This window comes from Roseovarius tibetensis (genome assembly GCF_050896375.1).
GTDB lineage: Bacteria > Pseudomonadota > Alphaproteobacteria > Rhodobacterales > Rhodobacteraceae > Roseovarius > Roseovarius tibetensis.
In genome coordinates, this window is sequence record NZ_JBPBBB010000010.1 from 63,420 (window position 1) to 84,837 (window position 21,418).

Below are 21,418 nucleotides of genomic sequence, written 5' to 3' on the forward strand. Positions count from 1 at the left end.
GGCCCACCTGCGCCTAGGGCCTTGTGACGGTAAAGCATCACTGTCACATGTTGTAAGGTTGCGCTACCACCGGCGTTTGTACCGCGCAGAGTTTCACAATATATGGTGTCAGATCATGGCTGGCAGGAGATCCGAGATGAACATGCCCATTCAACCCGCGCGCAAGGGCAAGCTGATTGCCATCGGCGGCGCCGAAGACAAGGCCTCGGCCACCAGTATTCTGGAGCGGGTTCTCAAATGCTCGGACGTGGAAAAGCCGCGCGTCGGGGTGATCACGACGGCCAGCGCCATACCCGAGGAGGTGTTCGAGGGATACCGCAGCGTGTTCGAGCGACTGGGGGCCGGCGAGGTCATCGACATTCGCATCCGCGAACGCGCCGACGCGGCGGACGCGGAAAAGATCGAGATGATCGCGCAAAGCGACGTGATCTTCATCTCTGGCGGCGACCAGATGCGCCTGACCAGCATCTTCGGCGGATCGGGCGCGCTTGCCGCGATCCGCAAACGCTATGACGACGGGGCGGTGGTCGCCGGCACCAGTGCCGGCGCGGCGTGTCAGTCGACCACGATGGTCTATGGCGGAAACGCGATCGACTCGCTTCGCAAGGGCGCGGTCAAGATGTCGGCGGGGTTCGGCCTCATAGACAAGGTGATCATCGACACGCATTTCTTGGAGCGGGGGCGATTCTCGCGCCTGATGGAGGTCGGCGCGACCAATCCCGAATATCTTGGCGTCGGTCTGGGCGAAGATGCTGCGGTTCTCTTCGGCGGCGATACCATCCATGCTTTCGGACCCGGCCACGTGATCCTCGTTGACAGTTCACGGATTACCGGCTCCAATGTGTTTGACTTAGAAGAGGGCGAGACTGTCAGCGTTCACAACGTCATCATGCACGCGCTGATCGACGGTGATGCCTACAGCATGACCGAACGCCGTCCCTTGAACGCCAAAGAGCTCGGGAAAAAGGGTCTGGAGCAAAAAAATGAATATACTTGAACACCGCGCCCTGCGCGGCCCAAACTACTATAGCCGTTATCAAGCCATCTACATGCGCCTCGACATCGAGGACCTGGAACAGAAACCCAGCGATACGGTGCCCGGCATCGCCGAGAAGCTTCAGGCGGTGTTCCCGTCGATCTACGGGCATCGCTGCTCGGTCGGGGAACCCGGCGGCTTTCTGCAACGTGTGCGCAACGGCACCTATGCCGGGCACATGGTCGAGCATCTGGCGATCGAATTGCAGAACCTCGTCGGCTTCACGGTCGGCTACGGCAAGACCGTCGACAGCTATGACAAGGGCGTCTACCATGTCGTCTACCGCTACCGCGACGAGGCCACCGGCCTTGCCGCCGGCGAGGCCGCGGTCGCGATCGTGCGCAAGCTCTACGATGGCGGGCATGTCGATCTCGAACCGGTCATCGCCCATCTCAAGGAAGTGCGCGACGCGCATGCGCTCGGGCCGTCGACGGGCACCATCGTCGACGCCGCCAAGGCGCGCGACATCCCGTTCTACAACCTGACCGCCGGCACCAGCTACACGCAGCTGGGGCACGGCGTGAAGCAGCGCCGCTTCCAGGCGACGGTAACCGACGGATCGGGGATCATCGGACACTCGATCGCCGACGACAAGGACTGGACCAAGCAGATCCTCGGCGATGCCGGCGTGGCCGTGCCCAAGGGGTGCACCTGCTATTCCTGGGACGAGGTCAAGGACGCCGCCGAGTGGATCGGCTGGCCGGTCGTGACCAAGCCGCTGGCGGGCAATCACGGGCGCGGCGTGACCACCGATATCGGCAATCTCGACGATCTCAAGTCGGGCTACGAGGCCGCGCTGGCGCGGGTGCGCGACAATTCCGGCGCAGTGATCGTCGAAAGCTACATCAAGGGCGAGGATCACCGCATGCTGGTGGTCGGCGGCAAGCTGATCGCCGCCGCGCGGCGGCGCCCTGCGCATGTCACCGGCGATGGCAAATCCACGATCCAGACGCTGATCGAAAAGGCCAACGAGGACCCGCGGCGCGGCGTCGGTCACGAGAACGTGCTGACCCAGATCCATGTGGACGTGCAGACGCACCGCATGCTGGAACAGGCAGGGCTGACCCTCGACAGCGTGCCCGGCGACGGCGACATGGTGTTCCTGAAATCCACCGCGAACATCTCGACCGGCGGCACCGCCACGGACCTCACCGACGAGGTGCATCCCGATATCCGCTTTTCGATGGAGCGCATCGCACGGCATGTCGGACTCGACGTGATCGGCATCGACCTGCTGGCCGAAACCCTGACCAAGCCGCTGTCGGAACAATCCGCCGGCGTGGTCGAGGTCAACGCGGGCCCCGGCTTCCGGATGCACATGGCGCCCACGCATGGGACGCCGCGCCCGGTGGGCCAGCATGTCGTTGACATGCTGTTTCCCGACCCCACCGATAACGGCCGCATCCCGATCACCGCGATCACCGGCACAAACGGCAAGACCACGACAACCCGCCTGACCTCGCACATCCTGCGCCAGACCGGGCATTCGGTCGGCATGGGCTGCACCGGCACGGTCGAGATCGACAACCATGTGATCCTGCGCGGCGACTATTCCGGCCCGGCGGCGGCACAGGCCGTGCTGCGCGAACCCACGGTCGAGCACGCCGTGCTGGAAGTGGCGCGCGGCGGCATCATGCGGCGGGGCCTCGGCTTTGACGAATGCGACGTGGGCGTGCTTTTGAACATCGCCTCGGACCATCTGGGCGAGCGTGACATCCACACCCTCGACGAGCTGGCGCGGTGCAAGACCGTGGTCGTGGACGCCGTCAAGAAAGAGGGCGGGTATTGCGTGCTTAACGCCGACGACCCGCTGGTGATGGAGCATGGCACCTACTGGGCACGCGGCGAGATCATCTATTTCACCATGAACCCCGACAACCCCGACCTGCAGGACCATCTTAGCGAAATGCGAATGGTCCTGACGGTACGCAACGGGCGCATCGTGCTGCTGCGCGGCAAGGTCGTGGTCGATATCGTCGACGTCAACGACGTGCCGATCGCGTTCGAGGGGCACGCGCCCTTCAACGTACAGAACGCGATGGCAGCGGCCGCCGTGGCGCTGGCCCACGGCATCGAGATCGACGACATCCGTGCCGGGCTGCTGACCTTCCACCCGACGCCCGCGCAGATGCCCGGCCGCACGAACTATTTCGAGGCCGATGGCGTCAAGTGCCTGATCGATTACGGCCACAACGTGCCCGCACTCGAGGCGCTGGAACCGCTGGTCAAGGGTCTGGGGCAGAAGCGCCGGATCGGCGTCTCGACCGCGCCGGGCAACCGCCGCGACGAGGATCTCGCGGCCCTCGGCGCGCAGCTCGCGAAGATGTGCAACGTGGTCTATGTCTACGAATCCGATGCGCGCGGCCGGGCCGAGGGCGAGGTCGCCAAGCTGATCCGCGACGGGGCTGCCGCCGCCGGTTCGCAAAGCGAGGTGCACCTCATCATGAACGAGCAGGAGGCCGTCGACCGCGCCATCGGAGAGGCCCAGCCGGGCGATTTCCTGCTGCTGCTGGTTGATGACATCAAGGGCACGACCGAACGGCTCAAGGGGCGCAGCTTTCCGGTCAAGGCAGACCTCGCACAGGCATGAACGCGCCGCACCGCCGGGCGAGGCCGCCCGGCGGTGTCGCCGGGCGCGTCGACCAACAGGAAGGATTTGAGCAATGACCAGAAACGTTTTCGTCGTCGGCATGAACAAGCTGAACGCAGACCGCCTCAAGCGGTTGCGCGGGGTCGAGGATGTCGAGTTCCACCCCCTGCTGACCTCCGAGGCGGTCTCGGACACGCAGGATTTCGACATCCCCGCGATGCTCGCCGAGGCCGAGGCGACACTGGATGCCTTCGACGGCTCGATCGACGCGATCGTCGGCTATATCGACTTTCCGGTGTCGACCATGCTGCCGCTGCTGTGCAAGAAATACGGCACGCGCAACGCCTCGCTGGAATCCTTGCTGAAATGCGAACACAAGTACTGGTCGCGCAAGGTCATGGCCGAGGTGATCCCCGACCACACGCCCACCTTCACCGCCTTCGACCCGTTCGACGACAACGCGCTGTCGCATATCGGCGAGGCCGGGCTGCGCTTTCCGTTCTTCGTGAAACCGATCAAGTCGTCAGGCTCGCGGCTGGGGTTCCGCATCGACAGCCCCGAGGATTTCGACTACGCCGTCGCCGCCTTCCGCGCCGAGATCGGCCAGATCTCCGAACCGTTCAACTACGTGCTCGACCAGGCCGACCTGCCCGACGAGATCCGCGCGGTCGAGGGACATTACTGCATGGCCGAGCGGGTGATCGGCGGTCGGCAATGCACCGTTGAGGGCTACGTGCATGACGGCGAGGTCGTGCCCTACGGCACCGTCGATTCGATCCGCTACCCCCAGGTCCTCAGCTTCTTCTACTACCTCTACCCCTCGACCCTGCCGCGCCGCGTGCAGGACCAGATGAACGACATCACCCGCACGATCATGAGCCATATCGGCTATGACAACGCGGCCTTCAACATCGAGTATTACTGGGACGAGGTGCAGAACACGATCTGGCTGCTTGAGATCAACACAAGGATCGCGCAGTCGCATTGCGACCTGTTCGAGATGGTCGATGGCGTCAGCCACCAGCAGGTGACCGTCGATCTCGGGCTGGGCCAGAAGCCCGACATGCCGCAGGGCGAAGGCCCCGAGAATGTCGCGGGCGAATTCTTCTACCGGGTGTTTTTCGGCGACGCGACCGTCTCGCGCGCGCCCTCGCGCGCCGAGATTGCCGTGGCCGAAGAACAGGTCGAGGGCACGCGGATCGTGTCCTATGTCAAACGCGGCATGAAACTGTCGGAGCTGCCCGAGCAGGACGCCTACAGCTATGCGGTCGCCTCGGTCTGGATGGGGGCGGGCAAGCAGTCCAAGCTTCTGTGGAATTACGAGCGGGTGATGAAGCATCTCAACTACGAATTCACCGATATCGTCGAATAACGGCCGGGGGCGCGCTGGACAGCGCGCCCCCTTGGCGCATATGCCTGTCCACTCTTTCCTGTATCAATCCGGAACCGCCCCATGAAAATAGACCAGCCGCTGCCCGACACGATCCGCGAGATCGAGCATACGGAAATTCCAATGCCCGACGGCACGCGGCTGGCCGCCCGCATCTGGATGCCAGAGGGCGCCGACACGGCCCCTGTGCCCGCGATCCTCGAATACATCCCCTACCGCAAGAACGACAAGACGCTGGAACGGGATCACTCTCGCGCACCCTGGCTGGCCGCACGTGGCTATGCCTATGTCCGCGTTGACCTGCGCGGCACCGGCGAGTCCGAAGGCGTCATGACGGATGAATACACCGAGATCGAGTTGCAGGACGGCTGCGATGCCATCGCCTGGATCGCCGAGCAGGCATGGTGCGATGGCGGTGTCGGCATCGTCGGCATTTCGTGGGGCGGGTTCAACGGGCTGCAACTGGCCGCCCTGCAACCGCCCGCGCTGAAGGCCGTGGTGTCGATCTGTTCCACCGACGACCGCTACGCCGACGACATCCACTACATGGGCGGCACCCTGCTGGGCGAGCAATTGTCGTGGGCATCGGTGATGTTCGGCATCAACACCCTGCCGCCCGATCCCGTGCATGTCGGCGACCGCTGGCGCGACATGTGGATGGACCGTTTGCGCGACTCGGGGCTCTGGCTGAAGAACTGGCTGGAGCATCAGACCCGCGACGAATTCTGGAAGCATGGCTCGATCTGCGAGGATTACGACGACATTCAAATTCCCGTCTACGCCGTGAGCGGTTGGGCAGACGGGTATTGCCGCACCGTGTTCCGCTTGGTCGAGAACCTGCGCAGCCCGGTGAAAGGCATCGTCGGGCCGTGGTCGCACAAGTATCCGCATGTCGGCGAGCCGGGTCCGGCCATCGACTGGCTGACCGAGGAAACCCGCTGGTGGGATCACTGGCTCAAGGGTGAGGACACGGGCATCATGGACGAGCCGCCGTTGCGGCTGTTCCTGCAGGATCACGCGCGCCCGGCCACGCATTACCCGCATCGCGACGGGCACTGGATCACCGAAGCGGGATGGCCCTCACCCGATATCACCCGGACCGCCTTTGCGCTTGGCGCGGATGGCACGCTGGCCATGACGGGCGATCTGCCGGGCGGCACACGGTCCATCAACTCGCCCCTCTGGGTCGGACGGCACGGCGGCAAGTGGTGTTCCTACGCGCATGTCGGCGACCAGCCCGGCGATCAGCGACGCGACGACGCCGGCAGCCTGACATTCGAGACCGCCCCCCTGCCCGAGCCTTTGCACATGGTGGGCGATCCCACGCTGACATTGACCTTCACCGTCGATCAGCCCGTGGCGCAGGTGGCGTTGCGACTGGTCGATGTGGCCCCCGACGGGGCGGCGACGCGGGTCAGCTACGGGTTGTTCAACCTGACACACCGCGACAGCCACGAGCATCCCGAAGCCCTTGTGCCGGGACAGGCCTATACCGTGGACATACCGATGAAGCATGTCGCGCAGACCTTCCGGGCCGGGCATCGCATCCGGCTTGGCGTGTCGACAAGCTACTTCCCGTTGGCGTGGCCCGCGCCCGACCCCGTCACCTTGAGCGTGCAAACCGGCGAGACCACGCTGCACCTGCCGCTGCGCGACGACCGCCCCGAGGTCGAACCCGCGTTTGCCGCACCGCGCGCGGGACCGCCACTGGACCAGAGTTTCGAGACGCCGCCGCAGGCGGAATGGCTCATGTCCGAGGATGCCGATACCGGGCGGCTGTTCATCGAGTCGCGCGATCACGAAGGGGCCGCACATATCACCGAACAGGGGATCACCCATTCGGCGGATGGTGTCGAACGGTATTCGATCCTGCCCGACGACCCCCTGTCGGCCGAGGGCAAGGTGACATGGGTTCACGAGATGCGGCGCGATGACTGGGAGATCCGGACAGAGACCACCACGCGGCTGACCGCAACCAAGACGGACTTTTGTATCGCCGCGACGCTGCGCGCCTGGGAGGGGTCCGACCTGGTCCTCGAAGAGACCTGGGACGAGACCGTGCCGCGCCAGCTCGTGTGACATTCCGGTGAAAGGAGATCGGTTTTTCTTGCGTGATGCACGGAAAAGTAGCATGATTATCGGCGGTTGAAGAACCGCTTTGCAAGGACACCACGCTCATGAACGCTCACTCCACGACCACATCCCCGGTCACCTTCCGCACGCCCTCGTCCGAGGACGGGGTGGATGTGTGGGATCTCATCCGCAAGGCGGGCCCGCTCGATGAAAACTCGGTCTACTGCAACCTGATCCAGTGTGATCATTTCGCCGAAACCTGCGTCATCGCGGAACTCGATGGCGAGATTGTCGGCTGGATCTCGGCCTTCATCCCGCCGGACACGCCAGACACGCTGTTCGTCTGGCAGGTCGCCGTCGGCGAGCCGGCGCGCGGGCGCGGTGTCGCCAAGAAGATGCTGACAGAGCTGTTCTCGCGCGACGTTTGCGCCGATGTGACGAACCTCAAGACCACGATCACCGGCGACAACGATGCAAGCTGGGCCCTGTTCAACAGCTTTGCCGATCAGATGGACGGGGAACTGGGCTACGAGGCGCATTACGAGCGCGACGTGCATTTCGCCGGACGGCACGACACCGAGTACATGGTCACGATCGAGGATATCTCGACCGATCGTGACGCGACCACAGACAGCGCAGAGACGGCGCGCAGCGATACGCCCGCTGTCCGCATGATCCCTGATACCGCAAGCTGACATCGCGGGACCGCGTCCGGGTGGCGTGGGCCGCAAGGCAACGTATCGACGTGACCATCGCACAGGTCGCTGGCGCATCTTGGCGCCCGCGCGGGTCAATTCAGCCCATGCCGCGACGCGGGCGGCGCGGCAGGATCAGGCGACGTCGCGCAGGGTGACGTTCGGCGTCACACCAAGGGCATGACAGACATCACGTGTCAGGTCGGGCCGGTTCAGCGTGTAAAAATGCAGGTCCTGCACCCCCTCGTCGATCAGGGTGCTGCAAAGCTCTGTCGCGAGCGCGGTTGCCAGAAGATCCTGCCGGTTGTCGCGCAGTGCCTTGTCGAACGCATCATCGACCCAAGCCGGAATATGCGTCCCACAGGACAGCGCGAACTTGCGCGCGCCTTTCCAGTTCTCGACCGGCAGGACACCGGGAATGATCGGCGCGGTGATCCCGGCATCGGCACAGGCATCCCGGAACCGCAGGAACGTCTCGGCCTCGAAGAAGAACTGCGTGATCGCCTCGGTCGCGCCGGCGTCGATCTTGCGCTTCAGCCAGTCGATATCGGCCGCGTGATCCGCTGCTTCGGGGTGTTTTTCGGGGTAGGCGCCAACGCGGATGGTAAACTTGCCGGTCTCGGCCAGCGCCGAGATCAACTCGCAACTATTGGCGAACCCGCCCTCATGCGGCGTGAACCCGCCCGATCCTTTCGGCGGATCGCCGCGAAGCGCCACGATTTCGGTCACCCCCGCCTCGGCGAACTGGTCGGCAATGGCGAGGGTTTCTTCGCGCGTGGCATCGACACATGTCAAATGCGCGGCGACGTTCAGCCCGGTGGCCTTGTGCAGCGTGCCCACGGCCTCGCGCGTCAATTCGCGGGTCGTGCCCCCTGCCCCGTAGGTGACCGACACGAAGCGCGGATCGAGGGGCGAAAGGGCGTGTACGGTATCCCACAGCCGGAACGACGCCTCTAGCGTCTTGGGCGGGAAGAATTCGAACGAAATGCGGGGCGGTATCATCGGGGTCATCCTGTCTGCAAACCTGTCAACGGACCTTGTCGCAGGTACAGCATCGTGAAACAACTTCATAAAATTCATGCTTTGAATGAGGCCTGCTAATAATGCATATCGAGTTTCGTCATCTCAGAACGATCCGGGCGATCCACGAGGCGGGCGGTCTCGCCAAGGCTGCGGATCAACTGCACATGACGCAATCGGCCCTGAGCCACCAGATCAAGGGGCTGGAGGACCAGGCGGGGGTCGAGCTTTTCGTGCGGCGCTCGCGCCCACTGCGGCTATCCTCGGCCGGGCAGCGCCTGCTGCGGTTGGCCGAGAAGGTCCTGCCCGAGATCGAAGCGCTGGAACAGGAATTCGACGGGTTGCGCGACGGTAGCGCGGGTCGGCTGCACATGGCCATCGAATGCCATGCCTGTTTCGAATGGCTGTTTCCCGTGCTCGAACAGTTCCGCCAGACATGGGGCGAGGTCGATGTTGACATCCGCCCCGGTCTGGCCTTCGACGCGCTGCCGGCCTTGCAGAAACAAGAGGTCGATCTGGTCGTGTCGTCCGATCCCGAGGATCTGCCGGGCATCAGCTTCAAGCCGCTTTTCGACTATGAGCCGGTCTTCGTCGCGGCCTCGCAGCATCCGCTGGCGCAAAAGGAGTTTATCGAGGCCGCCGATCTGCGTGACGAGGTGCTGATCACCTATCCGGTGGACCGCGCACGCCTTGACGTGTTCACCGAGTTGCTGACCCCCGCCAAGGTCGAACCGAAAAGTATCCGGCAAGTGGAACTGACGGCGGTGATCCTGCTGCTGGTGGCCTCGAATCGCGGGGTCGCGGTCCTGCCGGACTGGGTGGTACGCGAATTGCGCACCAGTTCCGATTACGTGACGCGCCCGCTGACTGCCGGCGGCAAGATCAAACGGCTATATGCCGCGATCCGCGACGAGGATGGTGACAAACCCTACATGGCGCATCTGCTGAAACTGGCGCGAGAGATCCCGGTGCGGCTGCAACGCGACTAACCCACCATGTCGCGCAGATCGCGCAAGTGATCCGGCAGGCCGCGCGCGGTCACCGACGCCTCGCGCACCAGCCCGTCAAAATGCTGCGTCATTGCCTGCACACGTTCGATATCGCGAAACACCATGTAGTTGCGACCCAGGTACAGCACCGCAAGCAGCGAGCCGAAGATCGTGATCGGCGCGGAATACAGCCGGCGCGCATCGAAGAGATACAGGCGCAGGCCCGGATAAAGCTGCCCGGTCACGGCGATCAGGTGATCGAGCTGGGCGCGGCGCACATCGGTGGGCAGATCGCGGTAATACCCTTCGCCGCGCGCAAAGCTCTCGATCTCGTAAAGCGGTACCGCAACCTCGTAATCCGAGCGCGCGGCGCGCATCCATTCCATGCGATCCTCGGACGCGCCGATCGCCTGATCGGTCGAGCGTCCCAGATGCGGTGCGTATTCCCATTCCAGCATGGGCCGGGTTTTCAGCATGTCGGGCAGCCCGGCGGGTACGTGGCGGATCTTGTAGCCCGCCGCCTCCTTGTGCCACTGGAAGATCTGCTCATCGACCAGTGCGCGCGGCGCCTCGGTCAGCGACATGGTGTTGGCGAGGATGTCGGCGGCGGTTTCTGGGCGGTCCGTCAGACCCAGAAGCCAGTCGGCCGAGACACCGAGCACCCCGGCGCATTCCCCCACCACCTGCGCATTGGGCAGCCGCGCCGCCGTGCCCTTCAGCAGTTGCGAGACGGTCGAGCGATCCACGCCGATGGCCCTGGCCAGAACGCTTTGATTGGTGTCGCGCAGGCGCATCGCCTCTGCCAGCCGGGTGCGGAACCGGTCGGCCCGCAAACGTTTGTCGATCTTTTCGGTCATATGATGAGTTAAATCACATATGCAGCGAGATGTTAACTGTATTCGGAATGGCGGCGCGTCACGAAGTCGCGCATCTTCCAACCGTCAACGCACATCAAACAAAGGAGGCAGCATGGAAACGCGATTGCGCAGTGTTTTGAAGGCAGTGATCTGGCAGATGATCGGCCTCACCGTGATGACGGTCGTGGGCGTTCTGGTCACCGGATCGGCCACCGCCGGCGGTCTGATCGCGGCGATCAATACCGCGATCGGGTTCCTGACCTATTTTTTCTATGAACGCGTGTGGTCGCGCATACATTGGGGCCGTTACGGTCTGTGAACCGCGCGGCGGCGGTTCAGTCGCCCCCGCCCCGATAGTCCGGCAGACTGCCAAGCGCATCCTTCAACGCCTGCCCCCAGGCATCGGAGATCAGGGTGTAATACGGATCGTCCGACCGGATGCGCCCCTGGGGCCCGCTGCACAGGCTGTCTGTCTGGTAGAAATGGTAATCGAACGGCGGGGCGACGCTGAGATTGGCCTTGACCGTCGAATCGAAGCTGACCAGCAGAAGCCGCATCGCCTGCCCGAAGTCGAGATCGGGATCGTAGGCACGCACGAGGATCGGCTTGCCGTACTTGGTTTCGCCCACCTGCAGGAACGGCGTGTCCTCGCTGGTCTCGATGAAGTTGCCTTCGGGGTAGATCAGGAACAGCCGTGGCGGGCCACCCGCGATCTGCCCGCCAAGGATCAGCGTCGCCTTGAACGATGCGCTGGAGGTCATGCCGCCCGTGGCATGCGCCGCCACCACCTCGCGCAGGGTTTCGGCCACGATCCGCGCGGCCTGAAACATCGACGGGGCTGACAGGATGTCGGGGTCGCGGTCGCCATGCGCCTTGCTGCGTTCGTCAAGCTGGCTGATGACCGCCTGCGTGGTGGCAAGGTTGCCCGATGACAGCAGCGTCAGCGACATCTGCCCCGGAACCTCCCACAGGGTCATCTTGCGGAAGGTCGAGACGTTATCCACCCCCGCATTGGTGCGGGTGTCGGACATGAAGATCAGACCACTGTTGAGGGCCATGCCCACGCAATAAGTCATCCGACGCGCCTTTACTGTTCCGCGACCGTGATCTGCACGCCAAGCGTCTCGTCCAGCCCGCCGATCCGTGTCCCGGTGACCGGCGATGCATCCGCGTAATCCAGCCCGGTCGCAACCCTGACATAGCGCGCATCGGGTGAAATTACATTCGAAACGTCAAATCCGACCCAGCCGAGATCCTCCAGCCACGCCTCGGCCCAGGCGTGCATCGCGGTCTGGTCGATCTGCCCGTCCATCAGAAGATACCCCGACACGTAGCGCGCGGGACGCCCGAGATGCCGCGCGCACGCGATGAAGACATGCGCGTGGTCCTGGCAGACGCCAGCGCCGGCCTTCAGCGTTTCCTCGGCGCTCCAGGTGGGTTCGGACGCGCCGGTCTGGTACGGCACGGCCTTTGCGATGATCGCGCATAGCCGGTGCAGGCGGTCAAGATCACCCTCGGCGGGCAGACCTTTCAGCAGGGCGCGGACACCGTCGCGCGCCTCGGTGCGCGGGGTCACGCGCTGATACAGCCACAGGGGTGCGGGCCCGCGATGCGCGCCGACGATGCCATGCGTGTCGCTGACCTCGATCTCGCCGGTGCTGGTGACGTCAAGGCTTTGCGTCTCTCGGTCGAGGCTGACAAGTTCCGTGGTGTTGTTGTGATGATCCTCGAAGACCAGCTCCTTGCGGCCGCCGGTGATCTCGGTACGCCAGTTCAGCACGGTCTGGTGCGGCGTGGTCCTGGGTGTCTTGCGCACCTGTTGCAGCCCGAACCGCACGGGCCCGCCAAAGCGGTAGCTGGTGACGTGATGGATGCTCAGACGCATGGGGGCCTACTCATGAAAGCGGTAATCAGTCTCGATCTGCCGGGCCAGCGTGGCGAAGGCGCCCAGCAGTTCGAGGATCATCTCGTGCAGGCCGAACTCGAAGATCCGGTCGACGTCATGCGACAGATACTGCTGTTCGATCTGGCACACCAGCCTCAAGGCGTTGCTCGGGTCGCGATTGCCACGGTTGAGACAGCTCAGACTGTCGCGAATGGTGTCGATGCAGAAGGCAAGGCTGCGCGGCATGCGCTTGTCAAGCATCAGGAAATGCGTGATCTCGCGCGGCGCGGGGTTGGAGCCGTAATGCATCCGGAACCCGCCCTTGGCCGACAGCGACCGCAGGATGCTTTCCCATTGCACATTGTCGATGGAACTGCCCACCGCCAGCGTCGAGGGCAGCAGCACATAGTACTTCACGTCCAGGATGCGCGCGGTGTTGTCGGCCCGCTCGACATAGGTACCAAGGCGCGCGAATTCGTAGATCTCGTTGCGCATCATCGTGCCTTGCGTCATGCCGCGCACCAGCGCCGTCTGCTGGCGCAGCGCGCGCAAAACCTTCGGCAGATCGCGTTCGCTGACCTTGCGGGCCAGTGTTTCGCGGGTCTGCATGTAGGTGGCGTTCACCGCCTCCCAGACATCGCCGGTCAGCGCGGTCCGCACCATGCGCGCATTCTGCCGCGCCTGCTCGATGCAGCGCAGCACCGATCCGGGATTGTCACGCGACCGCAGCAGCCAGTCGATGACCGCCTCGCGGGTGACGGTGTCGTTATTGGCCAGATACGCCTTCAGCACCGCCGCCGATTGCAGCACCGGGCGCCATTCGGCATCCGGATCGTTCAGCCGGGTCAGCGCAAGGCGCTGCCCGGTCTCGATCAGGCGCCCGGTATGCTCGGCCCGTTCGAGGCTGCGATACATCCAGAACAGGCCGTTCGCGGTCTTGCCCAGCACCGTCAGTCCTCCAGCACCCAGGTGTCCTTGGTGCCGCCGCCCTGCGACGAATTGACGACCAGCGACCCCTTCTTCAACGCCACCCGTGTCAACCCGCCGGGTGTGACGCGGATGCCGTCGGGGCGCACCAGCACGAAGGGGCGCAGGTCGACATGCCGCGGCGCCAGCCCGCTGCGCGCAAAGATCGGCACGGTCGACAGGCTGAGGGTCGGCTGCGCGATATAGTTGGCGGGCCGCGCCTTCAGCTTGCGGCGGAACGCGGCGAGGTCCTTGCGGGTGGCCGCCGGCCCCACCAGCATCCCGTACCCGCCCGATCCGTGCACCTCCTTGACGACCAGTTCCGAGAGGTGTTCCAGCACATAGGCCAGCGCGTCCGGCTCGGAACAGCGCCACGTCGGCACGTTGGGCAGCAGCGGGCGCTCGCCGGTATAGAACTCGACGATCTCGGGCATGTAGGAATAGATCGCCTTGTCGTCCGAGATCCCGGTGCCTGGCGCGTTGGCGATGGTGATGCCGCCGGTACGGTAGACATCCATGATGCCGGGCACGCCAAGCTGGCTTTCGGGATTGAAGTTCAGCGGATCGAGAAAAGCGTCGTCAACCCGGCGGTATAGGACGTCGATGGGCGTGTAGCCGCGCGTGGTGCGCATCGCGACGCGCCCATCCATCACCCGCAAGTCGTGCCCCTCGACCAGGTCCACGCCCATCTGGTCGGCCAGGAAGGCATGCTCGAAATAGGCCGAATTGTAGATCCCCGGCGTCAGCACCGCGACCACCGGGTCCGGCCCGGCGGCGGGCGGCGCGCTGGCGGCCAGCGACCGGCGCAGGTTGGCCGGGTAGGTCTGCACCGCCTGCACCCGGTTGCGCGAGAACAGCTCGGGAAACATCTGCAGCATCGTCTCGCGGTTCTCCAGCATGTAGCTCATGCCCGAGGGTGTGCGCGCATTGTCCTCCAGCACGAAGAACTCTCCCGCGTCGGTGCAGACAAGGTCGATGCCGACGATATGGGTATAGACCCCGCCGGGCGGGGTCATGCCGATCATGTGCGGCAGGAAGGCATCGTTGCGCGCGATCATCTCCTGCGGGATGCGCCCGGCCTTCACGATCTCCTGCTTGTGGTAGATATCCTGCAGGAAGGCGTTGATGGCACGCACCCGCTGCTCGATCCCGCGCGCAAGGCGGTGCCATTCCGCCCCGGACATGATGCGCGGCACGATGTCGAAGGGGATCAGCCGTTCCTCGGCGGCATCGCGGCCATAGACGTTGAAGGTAATGCCGGTCAGGCGAAAGATCTCCTCGGCCTCGCGCTGCTTGGCGCGCAGCCGCTTGGGATCTTCACAGGTGAACCAGTCGTGAAACCCGCGATAGGCGGCGCGACACACGCCGTCGCGGCCCCACATCTCGTCGTAACAGTCCGTCATGAGAGCCCCGCATCAAGAAACCGCCCAATCCAAGTATGACACCGACGCGCTGCGGAACAGAAAGTGGCACGAGGGGTCGGGCGGGCAAAAACGCCCGTCCACGCCGCAAGATCTGGCAGTCCGCCTGTTTTCCGGGCAGCCACGAACGCCCCCGGCGCAGGAAACGGGTAGTAATTTTCGTATTTACCCTGTGAAAACTTGGACAGTCATCATATATCGATTTTTGAATATATGAATGTCGCTGCCGGCTAGCCCCAGCGACGTCGGCAGACAGACAAGGGATGGCTGACATGACAGGACTGGAGACGGCGTTCACACCGCTGCAATCGCTGGCAGGGGGGGTGCTGATCGGACTTTCGGCAATACTTCTCATGGCCCTGCAGGGCCGGGTGCTCGGGGCGACGGGGATCCTTTCGGGCCTCGTGACGGGCACGACGCCCGGTGACAAGGGCTGGCGCGCGGCGCTGGTCGCTGGCATGATCGCGGGGCCGCTTCTGGTGCTCGTGGCGACCGGACAGATGCCGGTCGTCGACGTGCCGGTGAGTTGGCCGATGATCGTCGCGGGCGGCTTCATCGTGGGGCTTGGCGTGACGTTCGGATCGGGCTGCACCTCGGGGCACGGCGTCTGCGGCATCGCGCGTCTCTCACCCCGGTCGATCGCGGCGACGATCACCTTCATGATCGCCTGCGGTCTCACCGTCTACATCATTCGTCACGTTATCGGGGGCTAAACCATGCGTCTTCTCTCCGCTTTCCTCGTCGGGCTGATCTTCGGCACGGGCATCGCCGTGTCGGGCATGATCAACCCGGCCAAGGTGCTCAATTTCTTCGACATCGCAGGGACATGGGACCCCAGTCTCGCCTTTGTCATGGGCGGCGCGCTGGTGACCACGTTTATCGGATACCGCTTGGTGCTGCGCCGCGACGCCCCGCTGATCGAGTCGCGCTTCCAGCTGCCGACCGCCCGCAGCATCGACACACGGCTGATCGGCGGCTCGGCGGTGTTCGGCATCGGCTGGGGCATCGCGGGATTCTGCCCAGGGGCCGCAGTGCCCGCACTTGGCACCGGCCGGTGGGAGGTCGCGGTATTCGTCGCGGCCCTGCTCGCAGGGCTGTGGACGGCACGCAGGCTACAGGACAGACTATCAGGGAAAGGAGCAATGGCATGACCGATTACCCCGTGAACATGGACGCGACCCCGGCGGTGACGGCGTTTTTCGACGAGGCCACCAACACGATCAGCTACGTGGTGCGTGATCCGGACACAGCCACCTGCGCGGTGGTCGATTCGGTCATGGATATCGACATGGCCTCGGGGCGCATCACCTATGATCATGCCGACGCCATGATCGCGCATATCAGGGCCGAGGGCCTGACGCTGGAATGGATCATCGAGACGCATGTCCATGCCGATCACCTGTCGGCGGCACCGTATATCCAGAATCAGCTTGGCGGCAAGATCGGCATCGGCGAGAAGATCCTCGTTGTGCAGGACGTGTTCGGCAAGATCTTCAACGAGGGCACCGAGTTCCAGCGCGACGGCAGCCAGTTCGACCGGCTGTTCCGCGACGGCGACACGTACACGATCGGTGGCCTGCAATGTTTCGCAATGCATACGCCCGGCCACACGCCGGCCTGCATGACCCATGTGATGGGCGACGCGGCCTTCGTGGGGGACACACTGTTCATGCCCGATGGCGGCTCGGCACGCGCCGATTTTCCCGGCGGCGACGCGGGGCAGCTTTACGACAGCATCCAGAAGGTGCTGGCCCTGCCCGACGCCATGCGGCTTTTCATGTGCCACGATTACGGCCCCAACGGCCGCGACATCCGGTGGGAAACCACGGTGGCCGAGGAAAAGGCCCACAACATCCACGTGGGCGGCGGCAAGACGAAAGAGGATTTCGTCGAGTTCCGCACGACGCGTGACGCCCAGCTTGCCATGCCGCGTCTGATCCTGCCCTCGCTGCAGGTCAACATGCGCGCCGGCGAGGTGCCGACCGACACGGACGGCAACCCGATGCTGAAGCTGCCGGTGAACCGGCTTTGATCGGCGGGGTTCACGCAGCGACAGGCCCGCGCACATGATCCCGAAGAGCTTGCGCCGCGTGGTCCCGGTGCTCGATTGGGGGCGCACCTATAACCGTCATGCGCTTGGCGGGGATGCGTTGGCGGCGGTGATTGTGACGATCATGCTGATCCCGCAATCGCTGGCCTATGCGATCCTGGCGGGGCTGCCACCCGAGGCGGGGCTTTACGCCTCGATCGTGCCGATCCTGCTTTATTCGGTATTCGGCACCAGCCGCACGCTGGCCGTCGGCCCGGTCGCGGTGGTGTCGCTGATGACCGCGGCGGCGATCGGCGACGTGGCCGAGGCCGGCACGGCGGGCTACGCCGTGGCGGCGTTGACGCTGGCTGGGCTGTCGGGGGCGATCCTGCTGGCGATGGGGCTGCTGCGGCTGGGGTTTCTCGCGAACTTCCTGTCGCATCCGGTGATCTCGGGCTTCATCACCGCCAGCGGGCTGCTGATCGCGCTCAGCCAGTTGCGTCATATTCTGGGCGTCGAGGCGAGCGGCAAGACACTGCCCGAGATGGGGATGGCGCTGGCGACGCATCTGGGCGGGATCAACGCGGTGACGCTGATCCTCGGGGCCACCGCGCTGGCCTTTTTGTTCTGGGTGCGGCGCGGGCTGAAGCCGGCCTTGCGGCGCCTCGGGCTGGGCGCGCGCACCGCCGACATCCTCACCAAGGCCGGCCCTGTCGCCGCCGTCGCGGCGACCACGCTGGCCGTCTGGTCGCTGGATCTCGACGCGCGCGGCGTCGCCATCGTCGGCGTGGTCCCGCAAGGCCTGCCGCCCTTCACCCTGCCCTCGTTCTCGCTGGCACTGATCGAACAGCTTTTCATGCCGGCGCTGCTGATCTCGATCATCGGCTTTGTCGAATCGATGTCCGTCGCCCAGACACTGGCCGCGAAACGCCGGCAACGCATCGACCCCGATCAGGAACTGATCGGGCTGGGCGCGGCCAATCTCGGCGCGGCCTTCACCGGCGGCTATCCGGTGACCGGGGGCTTCGCGCGCTCGGTCGTGAATTTCGACGCCGGTGCCGTGACCCCGGCAGCGGGCGCGTTCACCGCCCTCGGGCTGGCGGTGGCGGCGATGTATCTCACCCCGCTGATCCACGACCTGCCGATCGCCACGCTGGCCGCGACGATCATCGTGGCGGTGCTGGGCCTTGTGGATTTTGCCATCCTGCGCCGCGCCTGGGTCTATTCCCGCGCCGATTTCGCCGCCGTCGCGGCCACCATCGTGCTGACACTGGGCTTCGGCGTCGAGGTGGGCGTGTCGGCCGGCGTCATCCTGTCGGTCGGGCTGCACCTCTACCGCAGTTCCAAACCGCATATCGCGGAAGTCGGGCTGGTCCCCGGCACCCAGCATTTCCGCAACATCCTGCGCCACGAGGTGATCACCGATCCGCACGTCGTGACCCTGCGCCCGGATCAGAGCCTCTATTTCGCCAATGCCCGCTTCGTGGAGGATCACATCTTCGACCGGGTGCGCCCCGGCGTGCCGGTGCGCGATCTCGTTCTGATGTGCTCGGCCATAAACGAGATCGACCTCAGCGCCGTCGAGATGCTGGAGACATGCAACACGAGGCTGGACGAGATGGGCGTCCGCCTGCACCTGTCCGAGGTCAAGGGCCCGGTCATGGACCAGCTTCGCCGCGCGCATTTCCTGTCGCAGATGACCGGAACAGTGCATCTCGCACAATACGACGCCTTCACAGCCCTCGCGCCAGAGGCCGCATCCGCGGATCACGGACCACGCCTGTCCGGTTGATGCCCGACGCCGCGCGCATCCGGTGACAGGTCAGTCGCGTGCGCCGGTCAGGCGGGGCGCAATCGCCACAGACGAAGGGGCTGGACAAGACCCCGCCCCCCGGGGCCGTCAGTGGCGTGCTGTGCAAACAACCGCTCGATCCGGTCACGCTGCGCCTCGGCCACGGCGCGGCGCGCGGGATCGATGCGCGCAAGGCGATCGATGAACGCGTCCGTGTCGGCCATCGGCGTGGGGCGCGGATAGGTGACCGGCACCGGGCCGGCGGCCGCCCCTGCATCAAGGATCGCGTTGATCGCATCAATGGCGGCGTGGCGGATCTCGGTCTCATCCTCGACCGGGCGCATCACCTCGAAGAACGGGCCTTCGGCCAGTGGCTCGACGACGATCACCTCTCCGGATGGGCGCAGCACCCGCAGCCCCTCGCGCAGTGCGGTCTGCATCCTGGCCACGGGCACATGGTGCAGCGCGTTGAGAAAAACGCATGCATCGAACGTCGCGCTGTCAAAGGGCAGCGCCTCGGCCCCGGCGGTCTGGAACGACGCCTCGGGCACGCTGTCACGCGCGATCGCGATCGCGTCCGCGTCAGGGTCGAGGCCGGTCACGCGGTACCCGGCCCCGACCAGCACACGCGATAGCGCGCCCGATCCGCACCCGATATCCAGCACGTCGCGCGCGCCGATCTCGTCTAGGATCGCCATGATCCGGGCACCGGTATCCATCGCCTCAGCCATCCTCGCCCCCCAAGACAGAACGCGTGGTCGGACCCGGCCCGCACGTCACAGGCCACGCGGACAGACTGGACAGTTCGATGTGCATGGAGATCTCTTCGTGTTGCACTGTTCGGCGCAGCATGCCGCATCCAGGTCGGCCGGGAAACCCTGATTTCGCCCGGGGGCATATTCCCCTCGCCTCGAAAACCTGCCACTCAGAGACGCAGGAAATTCGAGGAGGTGACATGAGTTCTTTCGATCCAACGGCGGAATATGCCGATATTCGTGACGGTGTGGCACGGGTCTGTGCCGAATTCGCGGGCCCGTACTGGCGCGATCTTGACGCGCGACGCGCCTATCCGAAGGAGTTCGTGGATGCGCTGATCCGCGAAGGCTACCTCGCCGCGATGATTCCCGAAAGCTACGGTGGCTCGGGGCTGAACCTCACGGCCGCGTCGGTGATCCTGGAAGAAATCCACCGTCAGGGCTGCAATGCCGCCGCCTGCCACGCGCAGATGTACACGATGGGGACGCTGCTGCGGCACGGGTCGGACGCTCAGAAACAGGCCTACCTGCCGGGCATCGCCGACGGCTCGCTAAGGCTTCAGGCCTTTGGCGTGACCGAACCGACCAGCGGCACGGATACGCTGTCGCTCAAGACAACGGCGCGGCGCGAGGGCGACGAGTATGTCATCAACGGGCAAAAGATCTGGACCTCGCGGGTCGAACACTCGGACCTGATGATCCTGCTGGCCCGGACCACGCCGCGGGACGAGGCCACCTCGCGCACGGGCGGTCTGTCGGTCTTCATCGTCGATCTGCGCGACAAAATCGGCAACGGCGTCAACATCCGCCCGATCCGCGCGATGATCAACCACGCCACGACAGAGGTGTTCTTCGACAACCTGCGCATCCCCGCCGACAGCCTGATCGGCGAAGAAGGCAAGGGATTTCGCTATATCCTGTCGGGGATGAATTCCGAACGCATCCTGATCGCCGCCGAATGTATCGGGGATGCCAAGTGGTTCCTCAAGACCGGGTCCGATTACGCGAATGCACGCGAAGTCTTTGGCGAACCGATCGGGGCCAACCAGGGCGTGCAGTTCCCGCTGGCCCGCGCGCAGGCGCATCTGATGGGCGCCGAGGCGATCGTCTACCGCGCCGCGGCGATGTACGACGCCGGCGAGAACCCCGGAGTCGAGGCCAACGCCGCCAAGCTTCTGGCCGCCGATGCAAGCTGGGAGGCGGGCGAGGCCTGCATGCAGACGCATGGCGGCTTTGCCTTCGCCGAGGAATACGATGTCGAACGCAAATGGCGCGAGGCGCGGCTGTACCAGATCGCGCCGGTCTCGACCAACCTGATCCTTGCCTATATCGCCGAACAGGTGCTTGGCTTGCCAAAATCCTACGGGCAAGGGCGCGGATAGGCGCAGCTCCGGTCAAGAGCGGGCGTCAGTCGGGCGCCGGCTCTTGGCCCGCTCCGCCAAAACTGCGGCAGCCGCGCCTCTGCCCGCGACACTTCAGGCCCGGCCTGAGATCACGGGCCGCATCTGCGGCCTTGCCGACATAGGTGACCAAAGCATCCGCAGCCAGGACGTTTCCCGAAAATCCCCTCGCGGGTCTTTCAATGACAACATGCATTCTTGTCGTTGCCGGCGAGCTTTGGTGCAAAAGAAAACGCCCCGGTCAATTCCTGACCGGAGCGTCAAACGTAGGCACCGGGAACTTCACGTGTTTCCGGCCCGTCTATTGTACAAGAAACCGGCGTTCAGCCCTTTTCTTCGACGATCTGCACCATGTGCGGGATCTTGGAGATCATGCCGCGCACCGCAGGCGTGTCTTCAAGTTCGCGGGTCTTGTGCATCTTGTTGAGGCCCAGACCGATCAGGGTCTGGCGCTGTTTTTCCGGGCGGCGGATCGGCGACCCGATCTGCTTGACGATTATGGTTTTTGACATCTCTGCGA

The 21,418-nt window shown here is 64.7% G+C and carries 20 protein-coding genes; 12 read left to right on the plus strand and 8 right to left on the minus strand.

Going from position 1 to position 21,418, the window contains the following annotated elements; translation table 11 throughout:
- The first annotated feature begins 136 nt into the window (after positions 1 to 136).
- From ACROSR_RS09005 to ectA, 5 genes are all read left to right on the plus strand, one after another.
- Positions 137 to 997, plus strand: a complete 861-nt coding sequence (locus ACROSR_RS09005; protein ID WP_432684199.1) for a cyanophycinase — start codon at positions 137 to 139, stop codon at positions 995 to 997.
- Complete coding sequence (gene cphA / locus ACROSR_RS09010) at positions 984 to 3,626, plus strand: cyanophycin synthetase (RefSeq protein ID WP_432684201.1); 2,643 nt, start codon at positions 984 to 986, stop codon at positions 3,624 to 3,626. Before ACROSR_RS09005 ends, cphA begins: the two co-directional genes overlap by 14 nt.
- A gap of 73 nt (positions 3,627 to 3,699) precedes the next feature.
- Complete coding sequence (locus ACROSR_RS09015) at positions 3,700 to 4,998, plus strand: ATP-grasp domain-containing protein (protein WP_432684203.1); 1,299 nt, start codon at positions 3,700 to 3,702, stop codon at positions 4,996 to 4,998.
- 81 nt (positions 4,999 to 5,079) lie between these two features.
- Positions 5,080 to 7,095, plus strand: a complete 2,016-nt coding sequence (locus ACROSR_RS09020; RefSeq protein ID WP_432684205.1) for a CocE/NonD family hydrolase — start codon at positions 5,080 to 5,082, stop codon at positions 7,093 to 7,095.
- A 98-nt stretch (positions 7,096 to 7,193) separates the two neighbouring features.
- Positions 7,194 to 7,784 (plus strand): diaminobutyrate acetyltransferase, encoded by a 591-nt coding sequence (gene ectA, locus ACROSR_RS09025; RefSeq protein WP_432684207.1) that lies wholly within the window; start codon positions 7,194 to 7,196, stop codon positions 7,782 to 7,784.
- Positions 7,785 to 7,919: 135 nt separating this feature from the next.
- On the opposite strand, the gene metF is transcribed toward ectA, so the two are convergent.
- Positions 7,920 to 8,786 carry a methylenetetrahydrofolate reductase [NAD(P)H] gene (gene metF, locus ACROSR_RS09030; RefSeq protein ID WP_432684209.1) on the minus strand — a complete coding sequence of 289 codons (867 nt, stop codon included), beginning with the start codon at positions 8,784 to 8,786 and terminating at the stop codon, positions 7,920 to 7,922.
- 101 nt (positions 8,787 to 8,887) lie between these two features.
- Here metF and ACROSR_RS09035 point away from each other — a divergent pair, with 101 nt between their 5' ends.
- Entirely contained in the window at positions 8,888 to 9,793 is a 906-nt protein-coding gene (locus ACROSR_RS09035) for a LysR family transcriptional regulator (RefSeq protein ID WP_432684211.1), read from the plus strand.
- Here the strand turns inward: ACROSR_RS09035 and ACROSR_RS09040 are convergent.
- Complete coding sequence (locus ACROSR_RS09040) at positions 9,790 to 10,650, minus strand: helix-turn-helix domain-containing protein (protein WP_432684213.1); 861 nt, start codon at positions 10,648 to 10,650, stop codon at positions 9,790 to 9,792. The genes ACROSR_RS09035 and ACROSR_RS09040 overlap by 4 nt on opposite strands.
- Positions 10,651 to 10,762: 112 nt before the next feature.
- Between ACROSR_RS09040 and ACROSR_RS09045 the strand changes: the two genes are divergently transcribed.
- A complete protein-coding gene (locus ACROSR_RS09045) occupies positions 10,763 to 10,969 on the plus strand; it encodes a DUF2061 domain-containing protein (RefSeq protein WP_432684215.1) in 207 nt (68 codons plus the stop codon).
- 16 nt (positions 10,970 to 10,985) lie between these two features.
- On the opposite strand, the gene ACROSR_RS09050 is transcribed toward ACROSR_RS09045, so the two are convergent.
- The 4 genes from ACROSR_RS09050 to ACROSR_RS09065 are packed head-to-tail and all read right to left on the minus strand — an operon-like array spanning position 10,986 to position 14,904.
- Positions 10,986 to 11,726 (minus strand): proteasome-type protease, encoded by a 741-nt coding sequence (locus ACROSR_RS09050; protein ID WP_432684217.1) that lies wholly within the window; start codon positions 11,724 to 11,726, stop codon positions 10,986 to 10,988.
- Positions 11,727 to 11,737: 11 nt separating this feature from the next.
- Positions 11,738 to 12,535: a transglutaminase family protein gene (locus ACROSR_RS09055; protein ID WP_432684219.1), complete on the minus strand. Its 798-nt coding sequence runs from the start codon at positions 12,533 to 12,535 to the stop codon at positions 11,738 to 11,740.
- 6 nt (positions 12,536 to 12,541) lie between these two features.
- Complete coding sequence (locus ACROSR_RS09060) at positions 12,542 to 13,483, minus strand: alpha-E domain-containing protein (protein ID WP_432684221.1); 942 nt, start codon at positions 13,481 to 13,483, stop codon at positions 12,542 to 12,544.
- A 2-nt stretch (positions 13,484 to 13,485) separates the two neighbouring features.
- Entirely contained in the window at positions 13,486 to 14,904 is a 1,419-nt protein-coding gene (locus tag ACROSR_RS09065) for a circularly permuted type 2 ATP-grasp protein (protein ID WP_432684223.1), read from the minus strand.
- A gap of 290 nt (positions 14,905 to 15,194) precedes the next feature.
- Here ACROSR_RS09065 and ACROSR_RS09070 point away from each other — a divergent pair, with 290 nt between their 5' ends.
- Genes ACROSR_RS09070 through ACROSR_RS09085 form a run of 4 tightly spaced genes read left to right on the plus strand, consistent with a single transcriptional unit; the run spans position 15,195 to position 18,743 of the window.
- A complete protein-coding gene (locus ACROSR_RS09070) occupies positions 15,195 to 15,635 on the plus strand; it encodes a YeeE/YedE family protein (RefSeq protein WP_432684225.1) in 441 nt (146 codons plus the stop codon).
- Positions 15,636 to 15,638: 3 nt separating this feature from the next.
- Complete coding sequence (locus tag ACROSR_RS09075) at positions 15,639 to 16,073, plus strand: DUF6691 family protein (RefSeq protein WP_432684227.1); 435 nt, start codon at positions 15,639 to 15,641, stop codon at positions 16,071 to 16,073.
- Positions 16,070 to 16,954, plus strand: a complete 885-nt coding sequence (locus tag ACROSR_RS09080) for an MBL fold metallo-hydrolase (protein WP_432684229.1) — start codon at positions 16,070 to 16,072, stop codon at positions 16,952 to 16,954. Before ACROSR_RS09075 ends, ACROSR_RS09080 begins: the two co-directional genes overlap by 4 nt.
- A 34-nt stretch (positions 16,955 to 16,988) precedes the next feature.
- A complete protein-coding gene (locus ACROSR_RS09085) occupies positions 16,989 to 18,743 on the plus strand; it encodes a SulP family inorganic anion transporter (RefSeq protein ID WP_432684231.1) in 1,755 nt (584 codons plus the stop codon).
- Between the two features lie 47 nt (positions 18,744 to 18,790).
- Here the strand turns inward: ACROSR_RS09085 and ACROSR_RS09090 are convergent, their stop codons facing one another.
- The gene (locus tag ACROSR_RS09090) at positions 18,791 to 19,474 is read right to left on the minus strand and encodes a class I SAM-dependent methyltransferase (RefSeq protein WP_432684233.1); all 684 of its coding nucleotides are present in this window, start codon (positions 19,472 to 19,474) and stop codon (positions 18,791 to 18,793) included.
- A 224-nt stretch (positions 19,475 to 19,698) separates the two neighbouring features.
- Between ACROSR_RS09090 and ACROSR_RS09095 the strand changes: the two genes are divergently transcribed.
- The gene (locus ACROSR_RS09095) at positions 19,699 to 20,880 is read left to right on the plus strand and encodes an acyl-CoA dehydrogenase family protein (RefSeq protein ID WP_432684235.1); all 1,182 of its coding nucleotides are present in this window, start codon (positions 19,699 to 19,701) and stop codon (positions 20,878 to 20,880) included.
- Between the two features lie 341 nt (positions 20,881 to 21,221).
- Here the strand turns inward: ACROSR_RS09095 and rpmD are convergent, their stop codons facing one another.
- Positions 21,222 to 21,410 carry a 50S ribosomal protein L30 gene (gene rpmD, locus ACROSR_RS09100; protein WP_432684237.1) on the minus strand — a complete coding sequence of 63 codons (189 nt, stop codon included), beginning with the start codon at positions 21,408 to 21,410 and terminating at the stop codon, positions 21,222 to 21,224.
- Between the last annotated feature and the right edge of the window lie 8 nt (positions 21,411 to 21,418).

Coding starts and splice junctions, on each gene's coding strand:
- ACROSR_RS09080 (WP_432684229.1), top strand. CDS start 16,070: ATGACCGATTACCCCGTGAACATGGACGCGACCCCGGCGGTGACGGCG.
- ACROSR_RS09035 (WP_432684211.1), top strand. CDS start 8,888: ATGCATATCGAGTTTCGTCATCTCAGAACGATCCGGGCGATCCACGAG.
- rpmD (WP_432684237.1), bottom strand. CDS start 21,410: ATGTCAAAAACCATAATCGTCAAGCAGATCGGGTCGCCGATCCGCCGC.
- ACROSR_RS09075 (WP_432684227.1), top strand. CDS start 15,639: ATGCGTCTTCTCTCCGCTTTCCTCGTCGGGCTGATCTTCGGCACGGGC.
- ACROSR_RS09085 (WP_432684231.1), top strand. CDS start 16,989: ATGATCCCGAAGAGCTTGCGCCGCGTGGTCCCGGTGCTCGATTGGGGG.
- cphA (WP_432684201.1), top strand. CDS start 984: ATGAATATACTTGAACACCGCGCCCTGCGCGGCCCAAACTACTATAGC.
- ACROSR_RS09015 (WP_432684203.1), top strand. CDS start 3,700: ATGACCAGAAACGTTTTCGTCGTCGGCATGAACAAGCTGAACGCAGAC.
- ectA (WP_432684207.1), top strand. CDS start 7,194: ATGAACGCTCACTCCACGACCACATCCCCGGTCACCTTCCGCACGCCC.
- ACROSR_RS09070 (WP_432684225.1), top strand. CDS start 15,195: ATGACAGGACTGGAGACGGCGTTCACACCGCTGCAATCGCTGGCAGGG.
- metF (WP_432684209.1), bottom strand. CDS start 8,786: ATGATACCGCCCCGCATTTCGTTCGAATTCTTCCCGCCCAAGACGCTA.
- ACROSR_RS09050 (WP_432684217.1), bottom strand. CDS start 11,726: ATGACTTATTGCGTGGGCATGGCCCTCAACAGTGGTCTGATCTTCATG.
- ACROSR_RS09045 (WP_432684215.1), top strand. CDS start 10,763: ATGGAAACGCGATTGCGCAGTGTTTTGAAGGCAGTGATCTGGCAGATG.
- ACROSR_RS09055 (WP_432684219.1), bottom strand. CDS start 12,535: ATGCGTCTGAGCATCCATCACGTCACCAGCTACCGCTTTGGCGGGCCC.
- ACROSR_RS09065 (WP_432684223.1), bottom strand. CDS start 14,904: ATGACGGACTGTTACGACGAGATGTGGGGCCGCGACGGCGTGTGTCGC.
- ACROSR_RS09040 (WP_432684213.1), bottom strand. CDS start 10,650: ATGACCGAAAAGATCGACAAACGTTTGCGGGCCGACCGGTTCCGCACC.
- ACROSR_RS09020 (WP_432684205.1), top strand. CDS start 5,080: ATGAAAATAGACCAGCCGCTGCCCGACACGATCCGCGAGATCGAGCAT.
- ACROSR_RS09005 (WP_432684199.1), top strand. CDS start 137: ATGAACATGCCCATTCAACCCGCGCGCAAGGGCAAGCTGATTGCCATC.
- ACROSR_RS09095 (WP_432684235.1), top strand. CDS start 19,699: ATGAGTTCTTTCGATCCAACGGCGGAATATGCCGATATTCGTGACGGT.
- ACROSR_RS09090 (WP_432684233.1), bottom strand. CDS start 19,474: ATGGCTGAGGCGATGGATACCGGTGCCCGGATCATGGCGATCCTAGAC.